Genomic DNA, 19,442 nt, shown 5'->3' on the forward strand with positions numbered 1-19,442 from the left:
GCCTAGAATGGAACCACTGCGAAGTCATTTCGCTCAAAAGTGGTATGCAGCGTTGCACGGCGAAATCCTCGTCCGTCGACCTGCCCTTAAGGAGAGCCGTTATGCCTTGGTATGCCTGGTTGATTCTGGTCGTTGCAATCGGCTCGATCGTGGGTGGATTAATGATGTTGCGCGACACCGCCAATAAGGTCGATCTGACCGATGAAGAACGCAGACGCGTTGCCCAACGCAATGCCGAAGCGGACGCCAAAGACGCCCAAGACCGTTGAACACAACCCCGCCTGATCGGCGGGGTTTGTGCTTTTTATAGCCATTGGAGCTATCTGCACGCTTTTAAGAAGTAGAAGTACAGTCACCATCTAATTTTCCTTGGTTAAGATGGGGACATTGTTGCGGAGAGTTCCAGATGCGTTATTCGCAGGACCATAAAGCCCAGACCCATCAGCGCATCATCAAGGAGGCTTCGGCACGCTTTCGCAAGGACGGAATCGGCGCTACGGGCCTGCAACCCCTGATGAACGCGCTGGGTCTGACCCATGGCGGTTTCTACTCACATTTCAAGTCCAAGGACGAGTTGGTCGAGAAGGCCTTGCAAGAGGCCGGCAACCAGGTCGATGGGTTATGTGCCGAGATTTTTGCCCAGGACAACGCGCTTGATGTGTTCATCGAGACGTATCTGTCCGAATGGCACCAGACATCGCCAGATGAAGGCTGCCCGCTGTTGACCATTTCTTCCGAGTTGGGGCTGCGCGGGCAACCGAGTCCCACCAGTGACGTGGTACTCAACGCACGGCTGGAGCAGATCGAAAACAGCCTCGAAGGCGAGAACAGCGCTGACCGCGCCATCGTCATCATGTCGACCCTGGTCGGTGCACTGCTGCTGTCGCGCAGTGTCGCGGATGCCGGGTTTGCGCAACGCATCCTCGATATCACCCGCGATCACCTCAAGAACCGCGACTAAGCCTGCCAGCGCTTGAACAATACGCTGGCATTGACCCCGCCAAACCCGAAACCATTGGACAGTGCATATTCGATAGACATTGGCCGCGCCTGGCCATGAACAATGTCTACACCTGCGCTCGCCGGATCGGGATTGTCGAAATTCAAAGTCGGCGGCACCACCTGATCACGAATCGCCAACAGTGTGAAAATGGCTTCAAGCCCACCGGCAGCGCCGAGCAGATGACCTGTGGCCGATTTTGTCGACGTCACCGCGATTTTATTCTCTTCGCCGAAAACACTTTTGATCGCCGCCAATTCACCCAGATCTCCGACCGGGGTCGACGTGGCGTGGGCATTGAGATGCTGCACCTGATCCGGCTCGATACCCGCCTGCGCCAGTGCCAGCGTCATCGCCCGCCGCGCCCCGCTGCCATCTTCAGGCCCGGCCGTCAGATGATAGGCGTCGGCGCTGGTGCCATAGCCGACCAGCTCCGCCAGCGGCGTCGCACCACGCGCCAACGCATGCTCGAGGGATTCGATCACCAAAAGCCCGGCGCCCTCGCCCATCACGAAACCGTCGCGACCGCTGTCGAACGGCCGCGAGGCGCGCTCCGGGGTGTCGTTGTAACCGCTCGACAGTGCCCGCGCTGCCGCGAAACCGGCCAGACTGACGCGGTCGATGCAGGCTTCCGCACCGCCACATACGGCAATATCCGCTTCACCGGCGCGGATCAACCGCGCCGCATCGCCAATCGCTTGAACACCCGCAGCGCACGCCGTCACCGGCGCACCCAAAGGCCCCTTGAGGCCGTGTTGAATGGATACGTGACCTGCCGCGAGATTGACCAGAAACGACGGAATGGTAAACGGTGACAAACGCCGAGGACCGCGACTGTCGGTGGTGCGCACGGCGTCGGCAATCGCGCCAAAACCGCCGACACCGGAACCGATGATCGTTGCGCTACGCTCCTGGCTTTTGTTTTCTGAAGGATGCCAGTCGGCCTGCTCCAGCGCCTGTCGGGCAGCCTCCATGGCGAACAGAATGAAGCGATCCATCTTCTTCTGCTCTTTGGGCGGCGTGGCGCGATCCGGATCGAAACCTGCTTCAGCGTCCTCTTCCAGCGTCGGCACCGCACCGCCGACTCGCGTGGGTAAATCAGCGACCGTTGCTTCAGGCAAGTTACGCAAACCAGAGCGACCGGCCAGCAAACGCTGCCATACGACTTCGAGATCGCTGCCCAAGGGTGAAACCAGGCCCATGCCCGTGACGACTATTCGACGCGAATCCATACTGTGGTGACCTCTGATCAATTCAATTGCCGGACTTGTAGCGTTGCGCTGCAGCACTGCGGGAAAGGTTCGGCGCCATGACATGGCGAGCCGCAACAAAGGCGTGCCATTCGCCGGCATCAGGCAGTGAAGGAATGGTGATCAACTCGCCCTGATCCAGACCGGCCAGCGCCGCATCAACCATCTCGCCCGCCTCCATGACCATTTCTGCCGGAATGCCACTGGCATCGATACCGGAACGCTCCCAGATTTCGGTGCGGGTCACACCCGGCAGCACGGCCTGGATCTGCACGCCGGTGCCTTCGAGTTCAGTGTTCAGCGACTGGGTCAGGCTCAGTACATAAGCTTTGCTGGCGCTGTAGGTAGCGTTGAAGCGCTCCGGAAACAACGCCACCACCGAGGCGATATTGATGATCGTGCCACGACCGGCCTTGGCGAAACTGGCGGCTGCCGCCGAGGCCAGGCGGGTGACGGCGGTGATGTTCAGCTGGATCAACCGCTCCAACTGGTCCATATCAGCGTTGGCCAGCAAACCGTCCGCCGCCACACCGGCGTTATTCACCAGCAGACTGATGCTGGAATCGCTGCGCAGACGTTGTTCGAGTTTGAGCACGTCATCCTTCTGCGTCAGATCGGCCTTGAGCACTTCAACCTGGACGCCATGGGCATCACGCAACTGGCTCGCAGCACTTTCCAGACGATCCTTGTCACGGGCAACCAGCAGCAGATCAAAACCACGCGCCGCCAGGCGCTGAGCGTAAATCGCACCGATACCGGACGATGCGCCGGTAACCAGAGCAGTACCTTGGGATTGTGCGGAATTCATGAGAATGCTCCTGGAATGCTTGATGACGGGAGTTGCCGATGAAACCTGCTGGCTCGACGCATCGGCGAATTATTATAGGCATAATCCAAACGCAATATGATAGCCGTAATTTTAAATCGTCGGACGACTGCCCTCTCTTCCACTACCCGCAGCCATGCGCTGCGCAAGTAAAAAAGGCCGGTCAATGACCGGCCTCTTGGCTTTGAACACTCAGCTTAGTTGACTTCCAGCTTGTCGCGATTGCGATCCAGAATCGCCTTACCGATACCCTTCACTTCCAGCAACTCATCCACCGACGCAAACGGCCCGTTTGTTTCACGATAGGCAACAATCGCTTTGGCCTTGGCCTCTCCGACTCCCGCCAGTTCCTTTTGCAGCGTTGCCGCATCGGCATCGTTGAGGTCGACTTTTGCGCTTTGGGAAGGTGCAGTTGTCTCCATCACCAACGGCGCCTTGGGTGACTCCGCTGGCGCAACAGGCGCGGCAATAGCGGCGATCGAGGCGCTGGTGAGGAAAGCAAAGATCAGAGAATAGAAGTAACCGGTACGCATTAGTGACGCTCCATCATCGTTTGAGAAAGCAGCTTTTCCGAAGCTGCTCTCCAAACTTAGGTCATGGTGGAGGGATGTCAAAAATGCGTGCGTTACAGAATGTGAAACAATCAGGGTTCGAGACGACGCTGCTGGTAGATCCAGTCGACGATTTCACCGTCTGGGGTGTAGCCACTGACCGTGTCACGCAGAAGCTGACGAACCTCGGAGTAATCATCTTTCTCAACGGCGAGAAGTAGTTCGCGTAACCGCAATTTCAATACTTCCCAAGGCAGGTGATCTTCATTGGCCGTCATTATCATCGGGTGAGGTGTGGCCGCAACGTTATCGCCGATCAACAGTTCCTCATAAAGCTTTTCGCCTGGGCGCAATCCCGTGAACTCGATGGAAATATCGCCTTGGGGGTTGCGATCAGAACGAATACTCAGCCCCGATAGATGGATCATCTTTTCCGCCAGTTCTACGATCTTTACTGGTTCGCCCATGTCCAACACGAATACGTCGCCGCCTTGCCCCATGGAGCCAGCTTGGATGACCAATTGGGCAGCTTCGGGGATGGTCATGAAGTAACGGGTAATTTTCGGATGGGTAACTGTCAGTGGCCCACCGGACTTGATCTGGCGGTGGAACAACGGAATAACCGAGCCAGAGGATCCAAGCACATTACCGAAACGAACCATGGTGAATCGGGTTTTGTTGACTCGGGATATATTGGCCTTGTCGCCGAACAGTACCGGTGCCACTTCGCGACTCAGAGCCTGGAGCGTCAACTCAGCCAGACGCTTGGTACTTCCCATCACATTGGTTGGACGAACTGCTTTGTCCGTAGAGATCAAAACAAAATTTGAGACACCTGATTGCACAGCAGCCTGAGCTGTGTAGAGCGTCCCCATCACATTGTTGAGTACGCCTTCAGCTATGTTGTGTTCCACCATCGGCACATGCTTATAGGCGGCGGCGTGATATACAGTATCGACACGCCAGGTTCTCATCACGTCGAGCAACTTTTCCTGATGACGAATGGAGCCCAGGATTGGTACCAGGCGCACTGGGGCAGATTGCCGACAGGACCGTTGTTCGAGTTCGGATGAAATGCTGTAAAGGTTGAATTCACTGTGCTCAAAGAGCAGCAGCGTACTCGGCCCCAAAGCGTAAATCTGCCGACAGAGTTCAGCACCAATTGATCCGCCAGCGCCAGTTACCATCACCGTCTTGTTTTTTATACAGCGTTCAAGCAGATCGCTCTGCGCAGGTACTGAGTCACGCCCCAATAGATCAGCAATGTCCACTTCTTGAATATCATCGACCTTGACACGTCCGCTCGCCAGATCCGTGAAATTGGGTACGCTGCGAACATGGAGCGGATAACCTTCAAGAAAATGAAGGATTTCTCTGCGACGCGATCGGGTTGAAGACGGCAGTGCCAGAAGGACCTCCTGAGCACCCGATTCGTCGATCATCTGTTGAATGTGTTTAGGTTTGTAGACTTGCAAACCGGCAATGGATCGATCGGCAATGCTGGGGTCGTCATCGATAAACGCTACAGGCCGCATGACGCGCCCCATCCGCAAGGCAGCCACCAATTGATTCCCGGCGACGCCCGCGCCGTAGATAGCAACCTTAGTGAGGCCATCATCCCGATTTGTGAACGGGACATGTTGCGAGGCGGTAAACCAGTCACCCATGAAATAGTGACGCATGCACAGGCGCAATCCGCCGATGATCACCAGACTGAGCCACCAGTAATTGAAAACGATGGATCGTGGGACCACTGCCTGATGATTGCTGTACCAGAATATGGTTACCGCGAGGATCAGAGATGAAAGGCTCACCGCCTTAATGATGGCGATCAGAGCGTCATTACCAAAATAGCGCATGACCGCGCGGTACATTCCAAACCGTATAAAAAGTGGAATTGCGATGATCGGCGCACAAATAAAGAGCCAGAAATGCACCTGTACGGGGTTATACAAATCGTCGATCCCCAGGCGCACGATGAATGCGAGCCACAGCGCCGTCCAGACGAGCACGATGTCGGTGATAACCTGTATCAGCCTTTTCTGCCGCCGGGGCAACGCCAACAAAAAAGCTCTCACCCTGTTCATAAGCGTTTCCTGCACTTCAGCCGCTCCGTTTGCCTGAAAAATCACATACTTTACGCCCTTCGCTCGCTACGTTACTACCAACCTCGGGACGGCCAACAGGGGCATTGTAGACATCCCGTACGATCCACAGAAAAAAAACACCAGATGCCTCTGTAATCAGCGCTTGTTTCATTTGCCTGAGGTTGCTATCGATGGTCCGGCGTCACTCATTGTGAACACATTCAACAGAAAAAATCCTGGCCAGAAAGATCAATAAAAACCTCCTGCTCGCAGAGAAGTCAGGCTCCTCTGCTGACCCCTTTGCCAATAGAGGGATGCTTCAAACAACGGCCTTCTAACGATGCTGCAACGAGTGCGCCAGAGGTTTCTACATGCCGGTTTTGATCGCAGACGGGCCCGAGATATTTTGATTTTTCTCGCGTTGGGAGGCCCTTGGAGCGGCTGTCAAGGGTACGTAACCATGATACGATTATTACCTGCTATCAAGGATCCGAATAGGCTCCTGACCATACAGCTCTAAGGATGTTCTTGCTTTTCCGGGTACACACAAGCGATCTCACCTAGGGTCGTTCATAAGAGGCGAGTAGTTACAATTATCGAACTTGTAAAAAACGCAGGCGGTACGCTATAGATTTTGGCAGAATCCCTCTAAAGATTTTATTATGAAACTTCGCTCATTGACCAACACCATGACACAGAGAAAAAAAGTTACTAGCCTCAACATCGACGAAGCCAAACCACTATTAAAAAAGGTTGTGACCAAAGTAATATGAAAATCCACACAACCCTCCCGCTTCAGTTACTCAAAGACAAGTCATTTTGGCGTTTTTTAGTCGTAGGCGTGCTTAATACATCTTTAAGCCTTATAACAATATACGCAGCAAAGTATTTCGTAAACTTTGGAGACATAAGCGCCAACGTTCTAGGATACGCTGTCGGACTGATAACTTCGTACTCACTGAACTCAAGATGGACATTTGAATTCGACGGAAAACATAACGAAGCAATCAAACGATTCCTCATTTCTTTTCTACTATCATACGCCGCAAATATACTGGTCGTTTTGATCTGCATTCATATATTCAACTGGAATAGTTATATTGCCCAGGCGCTAGGCATGCCAGCGTACACAATTACCAATTTTTTACTCAGCAAACATTATACATTTAAGATCCCAGCCTCCACCCACAAATAATGCGATCGCGCCGCGAACGAAAACCTTTAAACAACTTGGAACAGACTGCAAATGCTAACCCTATCGACTGTCACCCCTGTCTACTCCGGCCAAGAATACCTAAAGGATTTTGTCTTGGAGCTAGAGAAAACTCGGATTAAGTTAGTACTTGAGTCTGCCCCTATCCAACTTCAAGAAGCGATTTTCGTTGTTGACGAAGCCATTGATAACTCCGCAGCAATATTATCCGAGCTATCCAGTGAATTCGATTGGATCCGGGTTGTTTATCTCTCGCGCAATTACGGCCAACACCCTGCGACTATTGCTGGCATTCTTCACTCGTCGGGAGATTGGATAGCAACACTCGATGAGGATCTGCAACACCCTCCTAGTGAAATTATCAACCTTCTTTCCGCAGCAATTTTGCAAAGCAAGGATGTCGCTTATGCGAAACCAGTTTCTGCCGTACATGAAAGTATGCTCAGAGACTTTGGTTCACGTGGATTCAAAAGGCTTATGGAGTTTTTCACGGGAAATAAAAAAATATCTTCATTTAATAGTTTCCGTTTAATGAGAGGCGGGTTGGCGAGAGCCGCAGCCAGTGTTTGTTCCCACGACACTTACTTTGACATCGCACTAACTTGGTTTACCAATCGAATCATATCGGTACCCTTGACAATAAAAGATCAGCGGGTTATTAGCGGCGAAAAAAGCGGTTATTCGTTTAAACAGTTATTATCCCATGCGCGACGCATGGCGATATCGAGCAATACCAAGTTACTCCGTTATGCTGGCTTAGCCGGTTTGATTTCCTTCCTGGCATCAATCGTCCTAGTCATTACAACAGTCATAAAATACTTTTATTTCCCCGAAAGTATTGACGTACATGGTTGGCCATCTCTATTTACTAGCATTCTGTTTTTCGGCGGATTACTTGGAATGCTCTCTGCCATTATCGCAGAGTACTTGATGGTGGCGATTCTCCATCTCAACGGAAAACCTACTTTTTACACAGTTGATCGTAGTCAAGACAAACTACTTACTCACTTCTTCAAGGAGTAACCAAATGATTGTGCTTCAGAGTGCTCCGACAAACCATGTCTCGGACAAGAAAATTGTCCTATTATTTGGTCTTGGATTAATAGGCAGTGAAATTCTCGCCAACCTGATTCAGCAAGGCTACGGCTACAATAGCCACGATTTTGACTGGGTTGACAGTAGCAAGCAAGAAGCACAAACACGCAACTTGATTCTAGAGATTCAAGATATTGTCAAATCGACTGTTGCCGCTCAATCAGCAGTCGTTGATATCAATATCATATGGGCAGCCGGAAAAGCAGGTTTCTCATCTCTTGAGGATGAGACTTTGACGGAGGAAAATTCTTTTAGAAACGTGCTCGAAATTTATAAAAGCCTCGCGCAAACGCAAACATTCGGGCGTGTCATTTTTCACCTTCTTAGTTCCGCCGGTGGACTATTTGAATCACAGAATCATATCACTGTACGGAGTTTACCTGCGCCACGCAGAGCATACGGACATCTGAAATTAAAGCTTGAAGAACTTTTAATAGAGTGCAGTGATAGTGCCTCCCGGCATATATACCGGCCAAGCTCGGTCTATGGCCCTTTAAACCAGGGAAGAACAGGAATTATTCCAACTCTGATAAAGAACGGCTTACTCAACAAGGAAGTTCAGATCCTGGGCAGCATGGACACATTGAGAGATTACGTGTTCAGCGGTGACATAGGGGCATATGTCACCAAAAAAATAACATCGAATAAAAAAGATGGAGGAACTCATTTTCTAGTATCAGGGAGACCAACATCACTATTACAACTAAAAATCACGGTCGAACGGACACTAAGCAAAAAGATATATATATGCTCTAGTCTCGCAGGGTCCAACGCGGAGAACATCACGTTCGATCACTTGTGCCGCCCTACAGACTGGAAGCCAACGGAGTTGAACTTAGGAATAAGTAAAGTACACGCTGATTTTTTTTCTAGAATTACTACTTGTTAATTAAATACAATATTTGAAGATTTGGTAATCATTAGTCAGAAAATCCAGGTTGAGCCCCGCCCTCTGCGGCGCTCAATTCTCTGCGCTCCTTACTCGGCTTGCGTTTTCCACGCCCCACCCACCGCCTCCCCCCGATGAATCAGGCTCATAATGACCAATCATTGCGAGCAATTCCCCCATCAATCCGAATTCGGCCAATCCAGTAAACTTGATTATTAGCTATGCGCACATCATCCAGCCATCTGTATGATATGATTATAAAAATTTAGAGACGCTATTAAGGATAACGATGAATTTCCCTACTGGCAGTGACGCAGATGCCTACACCATCTTCGGCAAAGCGTGTGCTGACTTCTTAGAAAATAATGACGCAATCTCCAGCTGTTATAATGGGATCAGGCCGATCGGGATAATGTTTTATCAGGCCATTCCCTACTTACTAACAGATGACCCAGTATCTCTAACCTATATAACTTTTCTACTAAATGTCATATGTCTTCTCGTTCTGCTTGCATCAGTGCTATTTTTATTCAGGAACTTGAGCAACTCCACCGCCACCCCGAGAGGTAAGATCGATATATTCGGTGAAGGAACGGTTCTATTATTCACGTTAATAATGTGCATCGGGTACGTTCCTCTTCGACTCTCAGACATTCAAAGCTTAAGTTTTTTTATCGCATCACTATCAATAATCTCCAATCAAGATTATCGAGAAAAGACCGCACCACTATTAATTGCAGGGTTGCTAGCAGGTATCTCCGTCCTTTTAAAACAGAACTATATCGTATCCATTTTTTTGGTAACGGTAATGTGGACCGTATTCAATTTTAGAATAAAAACTGAAAAAAAATTAAAACCAATCATCCTATACCTCATCGGAACATCTATCTGCCTGCTGCAAGTCGCGGCGGTATACTACCATTCAGGAATCATGTGGTTTTATGAACCGAAATTGATGGAGGTATATGAATATGGCAACAAGCAACCCTATGTTGAACTGGTAGCATACACTCTCCCTGCTAACGGCGCATATTTGACACAACTGCAGGAAACAGTATCTTCTTTAGAATTTATAGTTATCCGATTCTACGAAGGATTTGCTAAATTTTATTGGGCCGTGTATGTTGGCGAAGCACCACTTGATGTAAGCCCTTTAGCACTTACGTTTACAAAAATAAAACTGTTTTATATACAAGCGATTGTACTTCTCGTAGTGATTGCAACTATTGCCACCACCTTTGTGAAAAACAAATGGCTGCCGCTGGTCGCTTACGTAGGCGTTGGAACGGGTTTGATCACAGCCGCTATGATGCATACAGAAAACAGATATTACATCCTCACCAGGATTCTGTGCGTTGTGGTCGCTGCCGTGATAGCTGTTTCCTGGCTAAAAAAGTTTGATGCGTGGAGAGACTCCTGATCAAGTCACTCTTAATACATCGAAAGTGAACTCATAGCAAAGTGGCGGCGGGAAAACACCCTATCCGCCACATAGCCCTTTAACAACAATAGTTACCAAGTGGCCAACTGAGTCCTTTCAACGCCTATAAATTCCTGACGCTTAATGCTTATCGCACCAACTCTATTAGCAGTTCTTCATAAAATTTGACTACGTTTTTCCGCAGAACTTTAGCTGGAACTCCCGCAACTACAGTGTAAGGCGCCACGTCTTTTGTCACTACCGCACCAGCCCCAATAAATGCACCCTCTCCAATTTTCAAAAAAGGAAGTATGGTGGCGTTAGTTCCAATTGTAGCGAAGTCGCCGATTTCAACTACCCCTGTAATAGCGGCATTACCCATAATATGCACACCATTTCCGATATTACACTCATGATCCACAGTAGCACTCGTGTTAATACAAGTGTGCTTTCCAATTTTTGAAAACTTATGAATAACAACACCTGGCATGATCTGACAGCCGTCACCTAATGCAGAGGACGGCTCAACGAAGCTTTTTTCATGTATTAACGTCAGCGGTTTAAGGCCTAACCTATCAAGGTACTCGGCGGTCTTGAAGCGCGCATATCCATGCTCACCAGCAATACAAACGACATAATGAGTAACGCTGGAAATTTTCTCTTTGAGTAAGTTTATATCGTTTACAAATATGGCTTGAGATTCAAAATACGGCTTATCAAGTGTATTATCAAAAACAATAGCCGCCTCACCTACGCCGCTCTCCTTAAGCATCTCGGCCACAAGCCTGGCTTGACTACGACCGCCCCAAATAAGGACGGAGGGAAGTGCGCTCACAAGATTTACCTCATTGTTTTGATGAATCATTTTTACATACCGTTAAAGTGCCGAAAGATTATTATGCCGAGTACAGACTTTAATCAAATTTTGCCAGGTTCATCCGCCCTCGAATTTACTTGAGAGAATGTACTTTGTGATAATCCGTTGACAGAAAGCTCACGAATCATCTCATGTTGCCTCTCAATGTAGGCATTTTGATCCTCAATGTATTGAGCCTGCTTTCTTATTTGGCTTTGCATATCCATTTCCCGGCGTGAATTTCCGCTACTGAGTTTACCGATATACCAAAAAAAGAAATCCGCTAATAAACTTGAGCTGAACGCTGACATATTTGATGTCGATTGAAGGACCTCTTGCGGCATTACTGCTAAAGCCTCTTCAATTGCTCTCTTGGGATCATTAGTTCGCAAAAAGTGTTCGATTATTAACTGAGCTAATTGCTGTCGATCACCATGATCCATCCAATCATCGACCTTAAAGGGATTCCAATTAACCGAATTTGAAATTTGGAGATATGAAGCTCTGTCTATCTTACGATACTTGTCGCTGAGCGCTTGGATGACGGTAACACTATTACCCAAAGAATCGGCCAGTTTCATTCCACTTTCAACAGCAACAACTTTTTCTAAAAACTCAATATCATATTTTTCTGATAAGCGAATCCACATATCGTAATCGCAAATTCGCTTTAAAATTATGCTCGGATCCAACCATCCAACGTCAGAAAAAACAGCCCGACGAATTAATGTGGAACAATTTGGAATAATATTTCTCTGTAGTAGGATCTGACGATCAAACGCTTCACCTAATACACGAGTAGAGTCTCCCAAATCGACCTTCGCCTGACCATAAACCATACCTGCGTCAGGGTTGGCAACGGCGACTTGGAGCAAAGAAGATAAAAGATCCGGCTCCCAGATACAATCATCAAACTGCCATGCAATGAACTCGCTTGCACTCTCTTGAAATGCTGAAAAACACGTAAGTGCCGGGAGACCAATATTTTTTTCGGATCTTATATGACGAACGCGAGGGTCCTGGAGTGCGATGTCTGCAATGGTTGTGCTTGAACCATCTTGGGAGCCATCATCGACTACAAAGAGCTCGAAGTCCCGCATGTCTTGTTCGAGCACACTCATTATCGCATTGCGCAGATAATTCGATGTGTTCCGATTGTAAGTCGGAAGTAGAACGGAAACCAAAGGCATGACCACTCCCCCAGGAAAACCAATTCCACACGATGTGTGAGGTGTATGATTTCTATATGAACTAAAAACAGCTTTTGAGTCAAAAACTCTATCAACACATTGGCATTTATTTCAGAAGCAAATCCCCTGCAATTTGACTTAAACAAAAATTACTTCTTTTCCAATAAAATTTCAAATATTTAACCAAGCGTTTACAAAGCAGAAAATCAAAAAAATGTTATAAGAAATCTCGCAAAACTCAAACCAATACGTCGGAGGAACCTTGAACCCAGGATGAAGCACAACCGAAGGTGCTACTTTAATCTGCCGGTTACTCCCGCCATTCCGTCCATCACACCCTTTAACATCATTTTCAAACAGGCTAATCGTGAAGAGGAAAACAGTCCAAAGAAAACTGCAGCCCGAACACATCGGGCAATATCGGCAATCTTCCAGCTTAAAGGCATGTAAGGTCTACGAATTAAAAGCACGCTGTTTCGAAACATATAGTAATAACGAAATGGTGAATGATAGGGAACCGTTCGCCAACGTAGAAACCAGAATCTTATTCGTCTATCTCCTAAGGAATGCAACATGACTGCACCCGAAATACCGAAAAGTTTATACCCACTCGCTTTCGCTCGGAAACACCACTCAGTATCAACATGATCAATAAATAAACTCGCATCAACGTCGCCTATGTCGGCTATCACCGACAACGGAATGATGGAACCAGAAGATATCAAAAAATCTGCTTCAACTGGAAGTCCATCTCCAATAGATCGGGTTCGCTTAAATCCAAAAAACCCTACGCGCACAAAGGTAGACAAGACTCCGCCTTGCGTATCTTTATAACATGGAGCAACGGCCCCAAGCTTGATACCTGCCGACTGTAGCGCTGCGGCACTGGAGCACAACGTAGAGATCATGCCGCTTTCAGGACAACTATCCTGATCAAACAATGCTACGTAATAAAACCCTAGTTTTTGCGCATACTCGATCCCAACGTTCTGAGCATGGCCTATTCCAAAGTTTTCGCCGAGAGAAATAACGACCAGATTACTCAGATGCAATTGGCTGGCCGCAAATGCCTCCAATGATTCCGAAGATCCATTGTCGATAATGACGACTCTTTCGACTTGGCAAGCCAACGAATCAAGCAGAACCTGCAGATTCTGGAGTTCCGGCTGAAAAGTAATAATTACGGCACATACTGATGGGATCTGATAATTCATAAAAACCCGACTGCTAACGTACTTTACGAAACACTTGAATAGCCTTTAACGCAAGCCTAAAGCTCTGCGCGATACGCTCAGAATTTTTCGAAACACTGCAGAAAGTATGTATTTAATTCCGCCCGCGGAATAAGCTCTCTGTAAACGGCCTTTCAGCCCAGAAATATCACTCAACCGTTTATAATGATTACGGACAAGAATTCTGTCTTCTGCAGGAGAGATCGTTGCAAACAAACTAACCAATGGTTCAACTACACGATTCCATTGATACCGCTCAGCGTAACTTATTGATGCCGCTTGAAAGTCCAGACCCTTTTTATGATCCCTCATCATTGAGTCTATCGCGCGCGACCATCCGTCTTCATCTTCGTAATCAACAGAAATTCCAATCTGGCCGTGTTCCAATACATCACCAAACACGTCACCTCTGGTTGAAACGATTGGCAAACCGCACCAAAGATAATCGAGTATCCTTGTTCGAAACGAATACCTGGTTTCTGGATTATTGAAATGAGCACTGATACCAACATTCGCGTCCATCAAATAGTTATGGCGATCGTTATAGTCGACCCAGCCAAAATTAAAATGGATAAACTTATCAATTAACCCCAAATCTGTTGCCAAAGTAATTGCTTGCGTACACATATCGTGTTTTTTAATATCGGAATTGGGGTGATTTACTCCAATAAATACCAAATGTACACGTGCACCATCCAATATTAGCTTATGGATTGCTTTAATTGGAGTTAGTGGATCAAACCACTGATAAAGACCTCCTCCCCAGACAAGAACGAAATCATCGGGAGGAATATGGAACTTAGAGCGAAGCGCGCTCCGCGACTGAATGGGCTTTTGCGCAGAAAGACCAAATGGCAGTATTGAGATCAAGTCTGAAAGATCGGCATGGCGAGCTTCAGGCCAACGATGACCATTTATACGCCCGGCAAGGGTTAACGCACCAAGCCAAAACTCACGCTGCCTTTCACTGGCACACAAAAAATGATCCGCGAATATTAACTGCTCAAAAAGTACATCAGATAAAAATAGGCCGGTTTCTCCCCGAATAGGCAACTCTTCTTCAGATGATGCCTGATGATATTCGAGCGGAACCGGACAATAGAGATCGGCGATTAATACAGCCTTGGTTTTTTTCAGAAATGGATAAGCAAAGAGTGCATTGCCTTGAAAAATAATGACGTCCACATTATTGACGTCATATCCGAAATTTGAATGAGTGCAACTGTAAAATTCAAAAGGAAATGAGAGTTCACTGTCAACTTTCGACGCACAAAGTTTTACTTCAAAATGTGCGGCGAGAATCCTGGCGATTTCAACGCATCTAATTGCAGGTCCCGCCATCTTCTGACCAACGACATCACTGCATATGACCAAAATTCTCCTGCACGTCACAGAAGATAGGCTCTAAGAATAAACGTAATTGCCAAACCAAGCGATATCAAAACGCTAACAACAAGAAGTTGCCGTGCAGCGAGACGACGCAATAACGATCTGGATTTCTTTTTGATGATTACTTTGATAACCGAATATAAGCTGGAATTATCCAACTTCGCTGCAGCATCAAAAAAGCCGAACATATGATAATATTTAAAATATTTAAAGTTAAGGCCGCCAAAACGGGGGCCTTCAACTAATTTGGGAATAGACTCGACAACCGTTTGCCAAGCAGGCGCGATCACTTTGTGCGAATAATTTGAATTCACAAAAGAAAAAGCCTCACTTTTTATTTTCTCACGCAAGCTTGCATCATCAACTATCTTTTGAATTGCTTCGACCCAAGCGTTTGCGTCGTTCTGGACCAGCATGCCGCTCTCTCCCGAACGCACACACTCAATATATGGACTTGTTTTGCTGTATATACCCGCTATATTGCAGCCAGCATATTCTCTAAATTTATTATTAGTTTTCGAAGAGTTAAACTCACTATCCATCAATGGCGCAAGTCCAACGCTCCATCCTCTTGAAACTTTAAACGCCAAGAAAGTCGCGTAATCGGAAAACCCGGGAAACCACTGAACATTATTTAAGTCGCGCAGCTCATCGGAGATACCGCCTATAAACTCAAAGCGAATTTCGGGTCGGACTTTATTTAGTCGGTAAAGTACAGTTTCGAGAAACTCGAATTCGTCTTTCTTAAACCCGCCGGCATATCCGACTACGGGAAAACGTCGAACTGGTGGAGAGGTTTCTTCCTGAATTTCTTCGATAAGCGCAACATCAAATGGAACTGGCAATATTTCACATCTGACGTTGGGAAAACGATCAGTGATAAAATCCGCCATCACCTGTGTATGCGTGATGACGAAATCAGCACCTCGGACAAACTCGTCTAGCGAATTTACTACACTTGGACTTTGGTAATATCGAGCCAAGTCACCTGTGCCGGTTATTTTCCAAAAATTATCATCCAGATAGTATGCATAAGACACACCATTATGCTTGAGATAAGCGGGAAGCCAATGAAAGGCCGGATCACTAACGCGGCAAAAAATGTTCACCCCGCCAATAATGGTTTTCCAATCAATGGAGCGAACAAGTCTCGCTTCGCAATTGCCTTGACCTACCACATCATTCAGCAGACGCGAGATAATTCTCGTTGTCGAAATATCACCTTCAATCCAAAAGTTTATTTTACTGAACGACATAGCACATCCATTAGATACATAGTTAAATATTACAAACAGCTTTCGCCCGAATTGCATCGAAGAAGAGCTATCACTAACTGAAAACCTTGTTTAGAAGCCTTCCACGCAAGCACTTTCCCTGTGTCACTCCCGACAATTCAAAAGCCAAAAAACTAAAAAAACAACAACTTCTAATTCAAACCATGCACAGGAGAAGTTCTTGAACAACCAAAACAAAATAAAATCATATACACGTCAAAAGCCCTTCACCCATGGCAAAGCCATGAGCGAAGGAGATCAGGGATTACTTATCCGACCCTATTTTTACGATACCCTTGAGCTTCTCAACGATAAACTCTACGTCATTTTTAGTAATACCCATGTGCATAGGCAAAGAGATTACTTCCTTACTAATCTGGTGCGCTACGGGGCAGGTACCTGCTCCAAATCCGTAAAGCTTGTATTCGGTATTATCACGATAGTGAACGCCCGGATAGATTTCGCACTCATTCAAAGCCATTAAAACTTCATCGCGCTTATCAACGCGAACCTGGAATAGATGGCGCGACGACTCACAACCCGGTGCAATCGGGATGGTACGAATCAACTTATCACCCGAGATAGCTTCCTCGTACCAATCAGCCAACTGACGGCGATAAGCATTATCACGATCCAAATACTTCAGAGAAACAAGCCCCATCGCTGCCATGATAGAGTTGCCATGATATTTAAAGCCCAACTCTTCGACATCATACATCCACTTGTATGCGCCCTGGCTGGCGGTACGTGCAAATGTATCTTTATTGATGCCCAGCCAAGTCAACTTACGAGCACGAGCGTCATCTTCCGCATCAGCGAAGCAGATCATCCCGGAGTCCGCGGTAGCGAGGTTTTTTACAGCCTGAAAACTAAAAACAGTAACATCGGCATCGTGACCAACGTGCTGACCATTAACGCGAGTACCTGACATATGCGCGGCATCAAGGACAACCTTGATTCCTCGTTCTTTACACAGCTTCAGAACTTTGTCGTACTGACCAACGTTACCGCCCAAACCAACAAAGATAAGCGCTTTGGTTTTTTCTGTGATTTTTTTCTCTACATCGACCGGATCCAGGCAGAGAGACTCATCAACATCCGCAAAAACCGGCTTCAACCCTGCCTGCACGATTGCATGGTTAGTTGAAATAAAAGTCAGTGGGGTAGTGATGACTTCAGTGTCTTCATCCCAGCCGTACTTGAGCTTCATTTGATGAAAGGCCAAGTGCAAGCCGACAGTATTCGAACTCAAAAAGTGAGCATGTGGCAGACCTGTATATTTCTTCCAGGACTCTTCAATTTCGATTGTCTTAAACCCAAGCCCAGTCCAGCCTTTCTCAAGGCACTCACGAATCCCTTCCAAACATTCATCAACTCGGAAATTCGGAACAAATAATTGAACGGCCACAATATCACCCCAAACGATTTGTCAAATAGTTGTTTATAACCACGTCCGGCTCACCATCAGCTACGATGCTGCCGTGATCGATCCAAATTACCCTGTTACAGAGCCTTCGCAGCAGATCTGGCTGGTGCGATACAAAAACCATTATACTCGACTTATCGATAAATTCATGCATGCGCGCCAGCGCCTTGTCGATAAATTCCGCATCGCCACCAGCAAACAACTCATCCAGTATTAGGATATCCGGATGAACGGCTGTAGCAATCGCAAAAGCAAGACGCATGTACATACCGGTCGAATAGTATTTGACAGGCGTATCGATGAACTCAGCCAGGCCGGTAAATTCGATAATTTCTGGTTCGATACTCTTGAGCATAGCTTTGCTATAACCAAGAATCGCACCATTTAAATAGATATTTTCCCGACCACTCAATTCAATATTGAAACCAGCACCAATTTCCAGCAGCGGTGCAATGCGCCCATTTACTTCAACGATGCCTTCAGTCGCACAGTAAATACCACAAATCGTTTTTAGAAGCGTACTTTTTCCCGCGCCATTATGCCCAACAATACCTATTCTATCGCCATGCGCTATTTCAAGATTGATATTCTTCAGCGCACAAAACTCGGTATATTTTGACTTGCCTCGCCGACGTAGCATGCCAGCAAAGAACTCTTTAAGCGACTGCCCCTTGTCGTGATACAAGCGAAAGTTAAGATTAAGATCTTTTATCGAAATACTTGAGTTCATATTGATCACAATTTGAAGACGACGTATCGGTCATGTTTTTTGAATACAAAAATACCCAAAATCATGCTAATTACTGCCATTAAAGCAACTTTGCCATAAACTTCAAGCGAAGCCATACCGCCTTCATAAAGCGGCAACCTGAAAATCTCGACAAACAATGTTAGCGGGTTGAGTCCCAGCCAGAATTTATACGTATCCGGAACGAAGGACATCGGATAGATAATAGGCGTGAGATAATAAAGAGCCTGAAGCAAAACCGACACTATGTTGGGCAGATCACGAAAAGAGACGGTCGCAATACTCAACATCAGCGCCAGCCCAACAGCAAACCCAAATAACAGCAAAAAGTTTATTGGCAATACAAACAATGAAGCGGTGAAGGGCGCGCCAATCGCCAGTGCGATTATGAAAAGACATATCGTACTGAATACAGCATCCACCAACAAACTTACCGACACCGAAACAACGAATATCTGTTTGGGTATATGAATCTTCTTGATCAAAGACTCATTATTCAGAAGTGCCTGCATGCCTTGCGACAAACAGTTAGAAAATAGAGTATATGGAACCAGTCCAGAGAACAAAAATATAGCAAAAGTCTTTAGCGGCCATCTCATGATCATTGAGAAAACGACTGCCGTCACTACCATTGTCAACAACGGATTCAATAGCGTCCAAAAGAAACCCAACGCTGTCCTTCTATAACGCATCGTTAGCTGCTGCCAGATCAACTGTTTCAGCACCAAGCGAAATTGATAAAGCTCTTTAAAAAAAGTAATGAACACGATACTTATCCGAGACCAAAGGTCAAAACATTCGCTTTTTAAAAGCAGTCGGCCATCTTGCTACGGGCGACAAACCATTTTTTTCCTTTGACAGAAATATCTGCCATTCAGACCGGCTAGTAATTTTCGTTTAAACAAACCACGCTTCGTTACTCCCACCCTGTAGACGTTGAAGAATCGGCTGCTGCAGCTCCCAGTCGAACCTCGAAAATCAATGGCGAAACGCCAC

The 19,442-nt window shown here is 47.0% G+C and carries 18 protein-coding genes; 6 read left to right on the top strand and 12 right to left on the bottom strand.

The genetic code is table 11. From position 1 onward, the window contains the following. Positions 1-101 precede the first annotated feature (101 nt). Together AC0ZWN_RS03010 and AC0ZWN_RS03015 are read left to right on the top strand one after the other, a co-directional pair. On the top strand, positions 102-269 hold the full coding sequence (locus tag AC0ZWN_RS03010) for a DUF2897 family protein (RefSeq protein ID WP_007908505.1): 168 nt from the start codon (positions 102-104) through the stop codon (positions 267-269). 137 nt (positions 270-406) lie between these two features. After that, on the top strand, positions 407-961 hold the full coding sequence (locus AC0ZWN_RS03015) for a TetR/AcrR family transcriptional regulator (RefSeq protein WP_460096528.1): 555 nt from the start codon (positions 407-409) through the stop codon (positions 959-961). Here the strand turns inward: AC0ZWN_RS03015 and fabF are convergent. The 4 genes from fabF to AC0ZWN_RS03035 form a co-directional block, all read right to left on the bottom strand. After that, positions 958-2,232 (bottom strand): beta-ketoacyl-ACP synthase II, encoded by a 1,275-nt coding sequence (gene fabF, locus AC0ZWN_RS03020; protein ID WP_257355757.1) that lies wholly within the window; start codon positions 2,230-2,232, stop codon positions 958-960. The genes AC0ZWN_RS03015 and fabF overlap by 4 nt on opposite strands. A 22-nt stretch (positions 2,233-2,254) precedes the next feature. Beyond that, the gene (locus tag AC0ZWN_RS03025; protein ID WP_093435235.1) at positions 2,255-3,058 is read right to left on the bottom strand and encodes an SDR family NAD(P)-dependent oxidoreductase; all 804 of its coding nucleotides are present in this window, start codon (positions 3,056-3,058) and stop codon (positions 2,255-2,257) included. Positions 3,059-3,273: 215 nt separating this feature from the next. Then, positions 3,274-3,609 (bottom strand): ComEA family DNA-binding protein, encoded by a 336-nt coding sequence (locus AC0ZWN_RS03030; protein WP_093435238.1) that lies wholly within the window; start codon positions 3,607-3,609, stop codon positions 3,274-3,276. Positions 3,610-3,719: 110 nt separating this feature from the next. Beyond that, positions 3,720-5,714, bottom strand: coding sequence for a polysaccharide biosynthesis protein (locus AC0ZWN_RS03035; protein ID WP_476334004.1), 1,995 nt, complete (start codon positions 5,712-5,714; stop codon positions 3,720-3,722). Positions 5,715-6,483: 769 nt separating this feature from the next. On the opposite strand from AC0ZWN_RS03035, the gene AC0ZWN_RS03040 reads away from it, so the two are divergent. The 4 genes from AC0ZWN_RS03040 (at position 6,484) to AC0ZWN_RS03055 (ending at position 10,331) form a co-directional block, all read left to right on the top strand. Beyond that, on the top strand, positions 6,484-6,909 hold the full coding sequence (locus AC0ZWN_RS03040; protein ID WP_476334005.1) for a GtrA family protein: 426 nt from the start codon (positions 6,484-6,486) through the stop codon (positions 6,907-6,909). A gap of 51 nt (positions 6,910-6,960) precedes the next feature. Continuing rightward, entirely contained in the window at positions 6,961-7,950 is a 990-nt protein-coding gene (locus AC0ZWN_RS03045; protein WP_476334007.1) for a glycosyltransferase, read from the top strand. A gap of 4 nt (positions 7,951-7,954) precedes the next feature. After that, positions 7,955-8,911: an NAD-dependent epimerase/dehydratase family protein gene (locus tag AC0ZWN_RS03050; RefSeq protein WP_476334008.1), complete on the top strand. Its 957-nt coding sequence runs from the start codon at positions 7,955-7,957 to the stop codon at positions 8,909-8,911. A 289-nt stretch (positions 8,912-9,200) separates the two neighbouring features. Beyond that, on the top strand, positions 9,201-10,331 hold the full coding sequence (locus tag AC0ZWN_RS03055; RefSeq protein ID WP_476334009.1) for a hypothetical protein: 1,131 nt from the start codon (positions 9,201-9,203) through the stop codon (positions 10,329-10,331). Between the two features lie 148 nt (positions 10,332-10,479). On the opposite strand, the gene AC0ZWN_RS03060 is transcribed toward AC0ZWN_RS03055, so the two are convergent. From AC0ZWN_RS03060 to AC0ZWN_RS03095, 8 genes are all read right to left on the bottom strand, one after another. After that, positions 10,480-11,196 carry a NeuD/PglB/VioB family sugar acetyltransferase gene (locus tag AC0ZWN_RS03060; RefSeq protein WP_476334010.1) on the bottom strand — a complete coding sequence of 239 codons (717 nt, stop codon included), beginning with the start codon at positions 11,194-11,196 and terminating at the stop codon, positions 10,480-10,482. Between the two features lie 53 nt (positions 11,197-11,249). Beyond that, entirely contained in the window at positions 11,250-12,377 is a 1,128-nt protein-coding gene (locus AC0ZWN_RS03065; RefSeq protein ID WP_476334011.1) for a glycosyltransferase family 2 protein, read from the bottom strand. Between the two features lie 293 nt (positions 12,378-12,670). Next, entirely contained in the window at positions 12,671-13,591 is a 921-nt protein-coding gene (locus AC0ZWN_RS03070; protein ID WP_476334013.1) for a glycosyltransferase family 2 protein, read from the bottom strand. Positions 13,592-13,636: 45 nt separating this feature from the next. Continuing rightward, the gene (locus AC0ZWN_RS03075; protein WP_476334014.1) at positions 13,637-14,950 is read right to left on the bottom strand and encodes a glycosyltransferase family 4 protein; all 1,314 of its coding nucleotides are present in this window, start codon (positions 14,948-14,950) and stop codon (positions 13,637-13,639) included. A 47-nt stretch (positions 14,951-14,997) separates the two neighbouring features. Beyond that, complete coding sequence (locus tag AC0ZWN_RS03080; RefSeq protein WP_476334015.1) at positions 14,998-16,254, bottom strand: glycosyltransferase family protein; 1,257 nt, start codon at positions 16,252-16,254, stop codon at positions 14,998-15,000. A gap of 283 nt (positions 16,255-16,537) precedes the next feature. Continuing rightward, positions 16,538-17,680, bottom strand: a complete 1,143-nt coding sequence (locus tag AC0ZWN_RS03085) for a DegT/DnrJ/EryC1/StrS family aminotransferase (RefSeq protein ID WP_476334016.1) — start codon at positions 17,678-17,680, stop codon at positions 16,538-16,540. 4 nt (positions 17,681-17,684) lie between these two features. Further along, positions 17,685-18,428 (bottom strand): ABC transporter ATP-binding protein, encoded by a 744-nt coding sequence (locus AC0ZWN_RS03090; RefSeq protein ID WP_476334017.1) that lies wholly within the window; start codon positions 18,426-18,428, stop codon positions 17,685-17,687. 5 nt (positions 18,429-18,433) lie between these two features. Continuing rightward, on the bottom strand, positions 18,434-19,213 hold the full coding sequence (locus AC0ZWN_RS03095; RefSeq protein ID WP_476334018.1) for an ABC transporter permease: 780 nt from the start codon (positions 19,211-19,213) through the stop codon (positions 18,434-18,436). Between the last annotated feature and the right edge of the window lie 229 nt (positions 19,214-19,442).

The sequence above is a fragment of the Pseudomonas sp. 3B-A001-10F genome (assembly GCF_056313565.1).

Bases quoted from the DNA above. Each gene is read 5' to 3' on its own strand.
- AC0ZWN_RS03010 (WP_007908505.1), top strand. From the start codon at position 102: ATGCCTTGGTATGCCTGGTTGATTCTGGTCGTTGCAATCGGCTCGATC.
- AC0ZWN_RS03015 (WP_460096528.1), top strand. From the start codon at position 407: ATGCGTTATTCGCAGGACCATAAAGCCCAGACCCATCAGCGCATCATC.
- fabF (WP_257355757.1), bottom strand. From the start codon at position 2,232: ATGGATTCGCGTCGAATAGTCGTCACGGGCATGGGCCTGGTTTCACCC.
- AC0ZWN_RS03025 (WP_093435235.1), bottom strand. From the start codon at position 3,058: ATGAATTCCGCACAATCCCAAGGTACTGCTCTGGTTACCGGCGCATCG.
- AC0ZWN_RS03030 (WP_093435238.1), bottom strand. From the start codon at position 3,609: ATGCGTACCGGTTACTTCTATTCTCTGATCTTTGCTTTCCTCACCAGC.
- AC0ZWN_RS03035 (WP_476334004.1), bottom strand. From the start codon at position 5,714: ATGAACAGGGTGAGAGCTTTTTTGTTGGCGTTGCCCCGGCGGCAGAAA.
- AC0ZWN_RS03040 (WP_476334005.1), top strand. From the start codon at position 6,484: ATGAAAATCCACACAACCCTCCCGCTTCAGTTACTCAAAGACAAGTCA.
- AC0ZWN_RS03045 (WP_476334007.1), top strand. From the start codon at position 6,961: ATGCTAACCCTATCGACTGTCACCCCTGTCTACTCCGGCCAAGAATAC.
- AC0ZWN_RS03050 (WP_476334008.1), top strand. From the start codon at position 7,955: ATGATTGTGCTTCAGAGTGCTCCGACAAACCATGTCTCGGACAAGAAA.
- AC0ZWN_RS03055 (WP_476334009.1), top strand. From the start codon at position 9,201: ATGAATTTCCCTACTGGCAGTGACGCAGATGCCTACACCATCTTCGGC.
- AC0ZWN_RS03060 (WP_476334010.1), bottom strand. From the start codon at position 11,196: ATGATTCATCAAAACAATGAGGTAAATCTTGTGAGCGCACTTCCCTCC.
- AC0ZWN_RS03065 (WP_476334011.1), bottom strand. From the start codon at position 12,377: ATGCCTTTGGTTTCCGTTCTACTTCCGACTTACAATCGGAACACATCG.
- AC0ZWN_RS03070 (WP_476334013.1), bottom strand. From the start codon at position 13,591: ATGAATTATCAGATCCCATCAGTATGTGCCGTAATTATTACTTTTCAG.
- AC0ZWN_RS03075 (WP_476334014.1), bottom strand. From the start codon at position 14,950: ATGGCGGGACCTGCAATTAGATGCGTTGAAATCGCCAGGATTCTCGCC.
- AC0ZWN_RS03080 (WP_476334015.1), bottom strand. From the start codon at position 16,254: ATGTCGTTCAGTAAAATAAACTTTTGGATTGAAGGTGATATTTCGACA.
- AC0ZWN_RS03090 (WP_476334017.1), bottom strand. From the start codon at position 18,428: ATGAACTCAAGTATTTCGATAAAAGATCTTAATCTTAACTTTCGCTTG.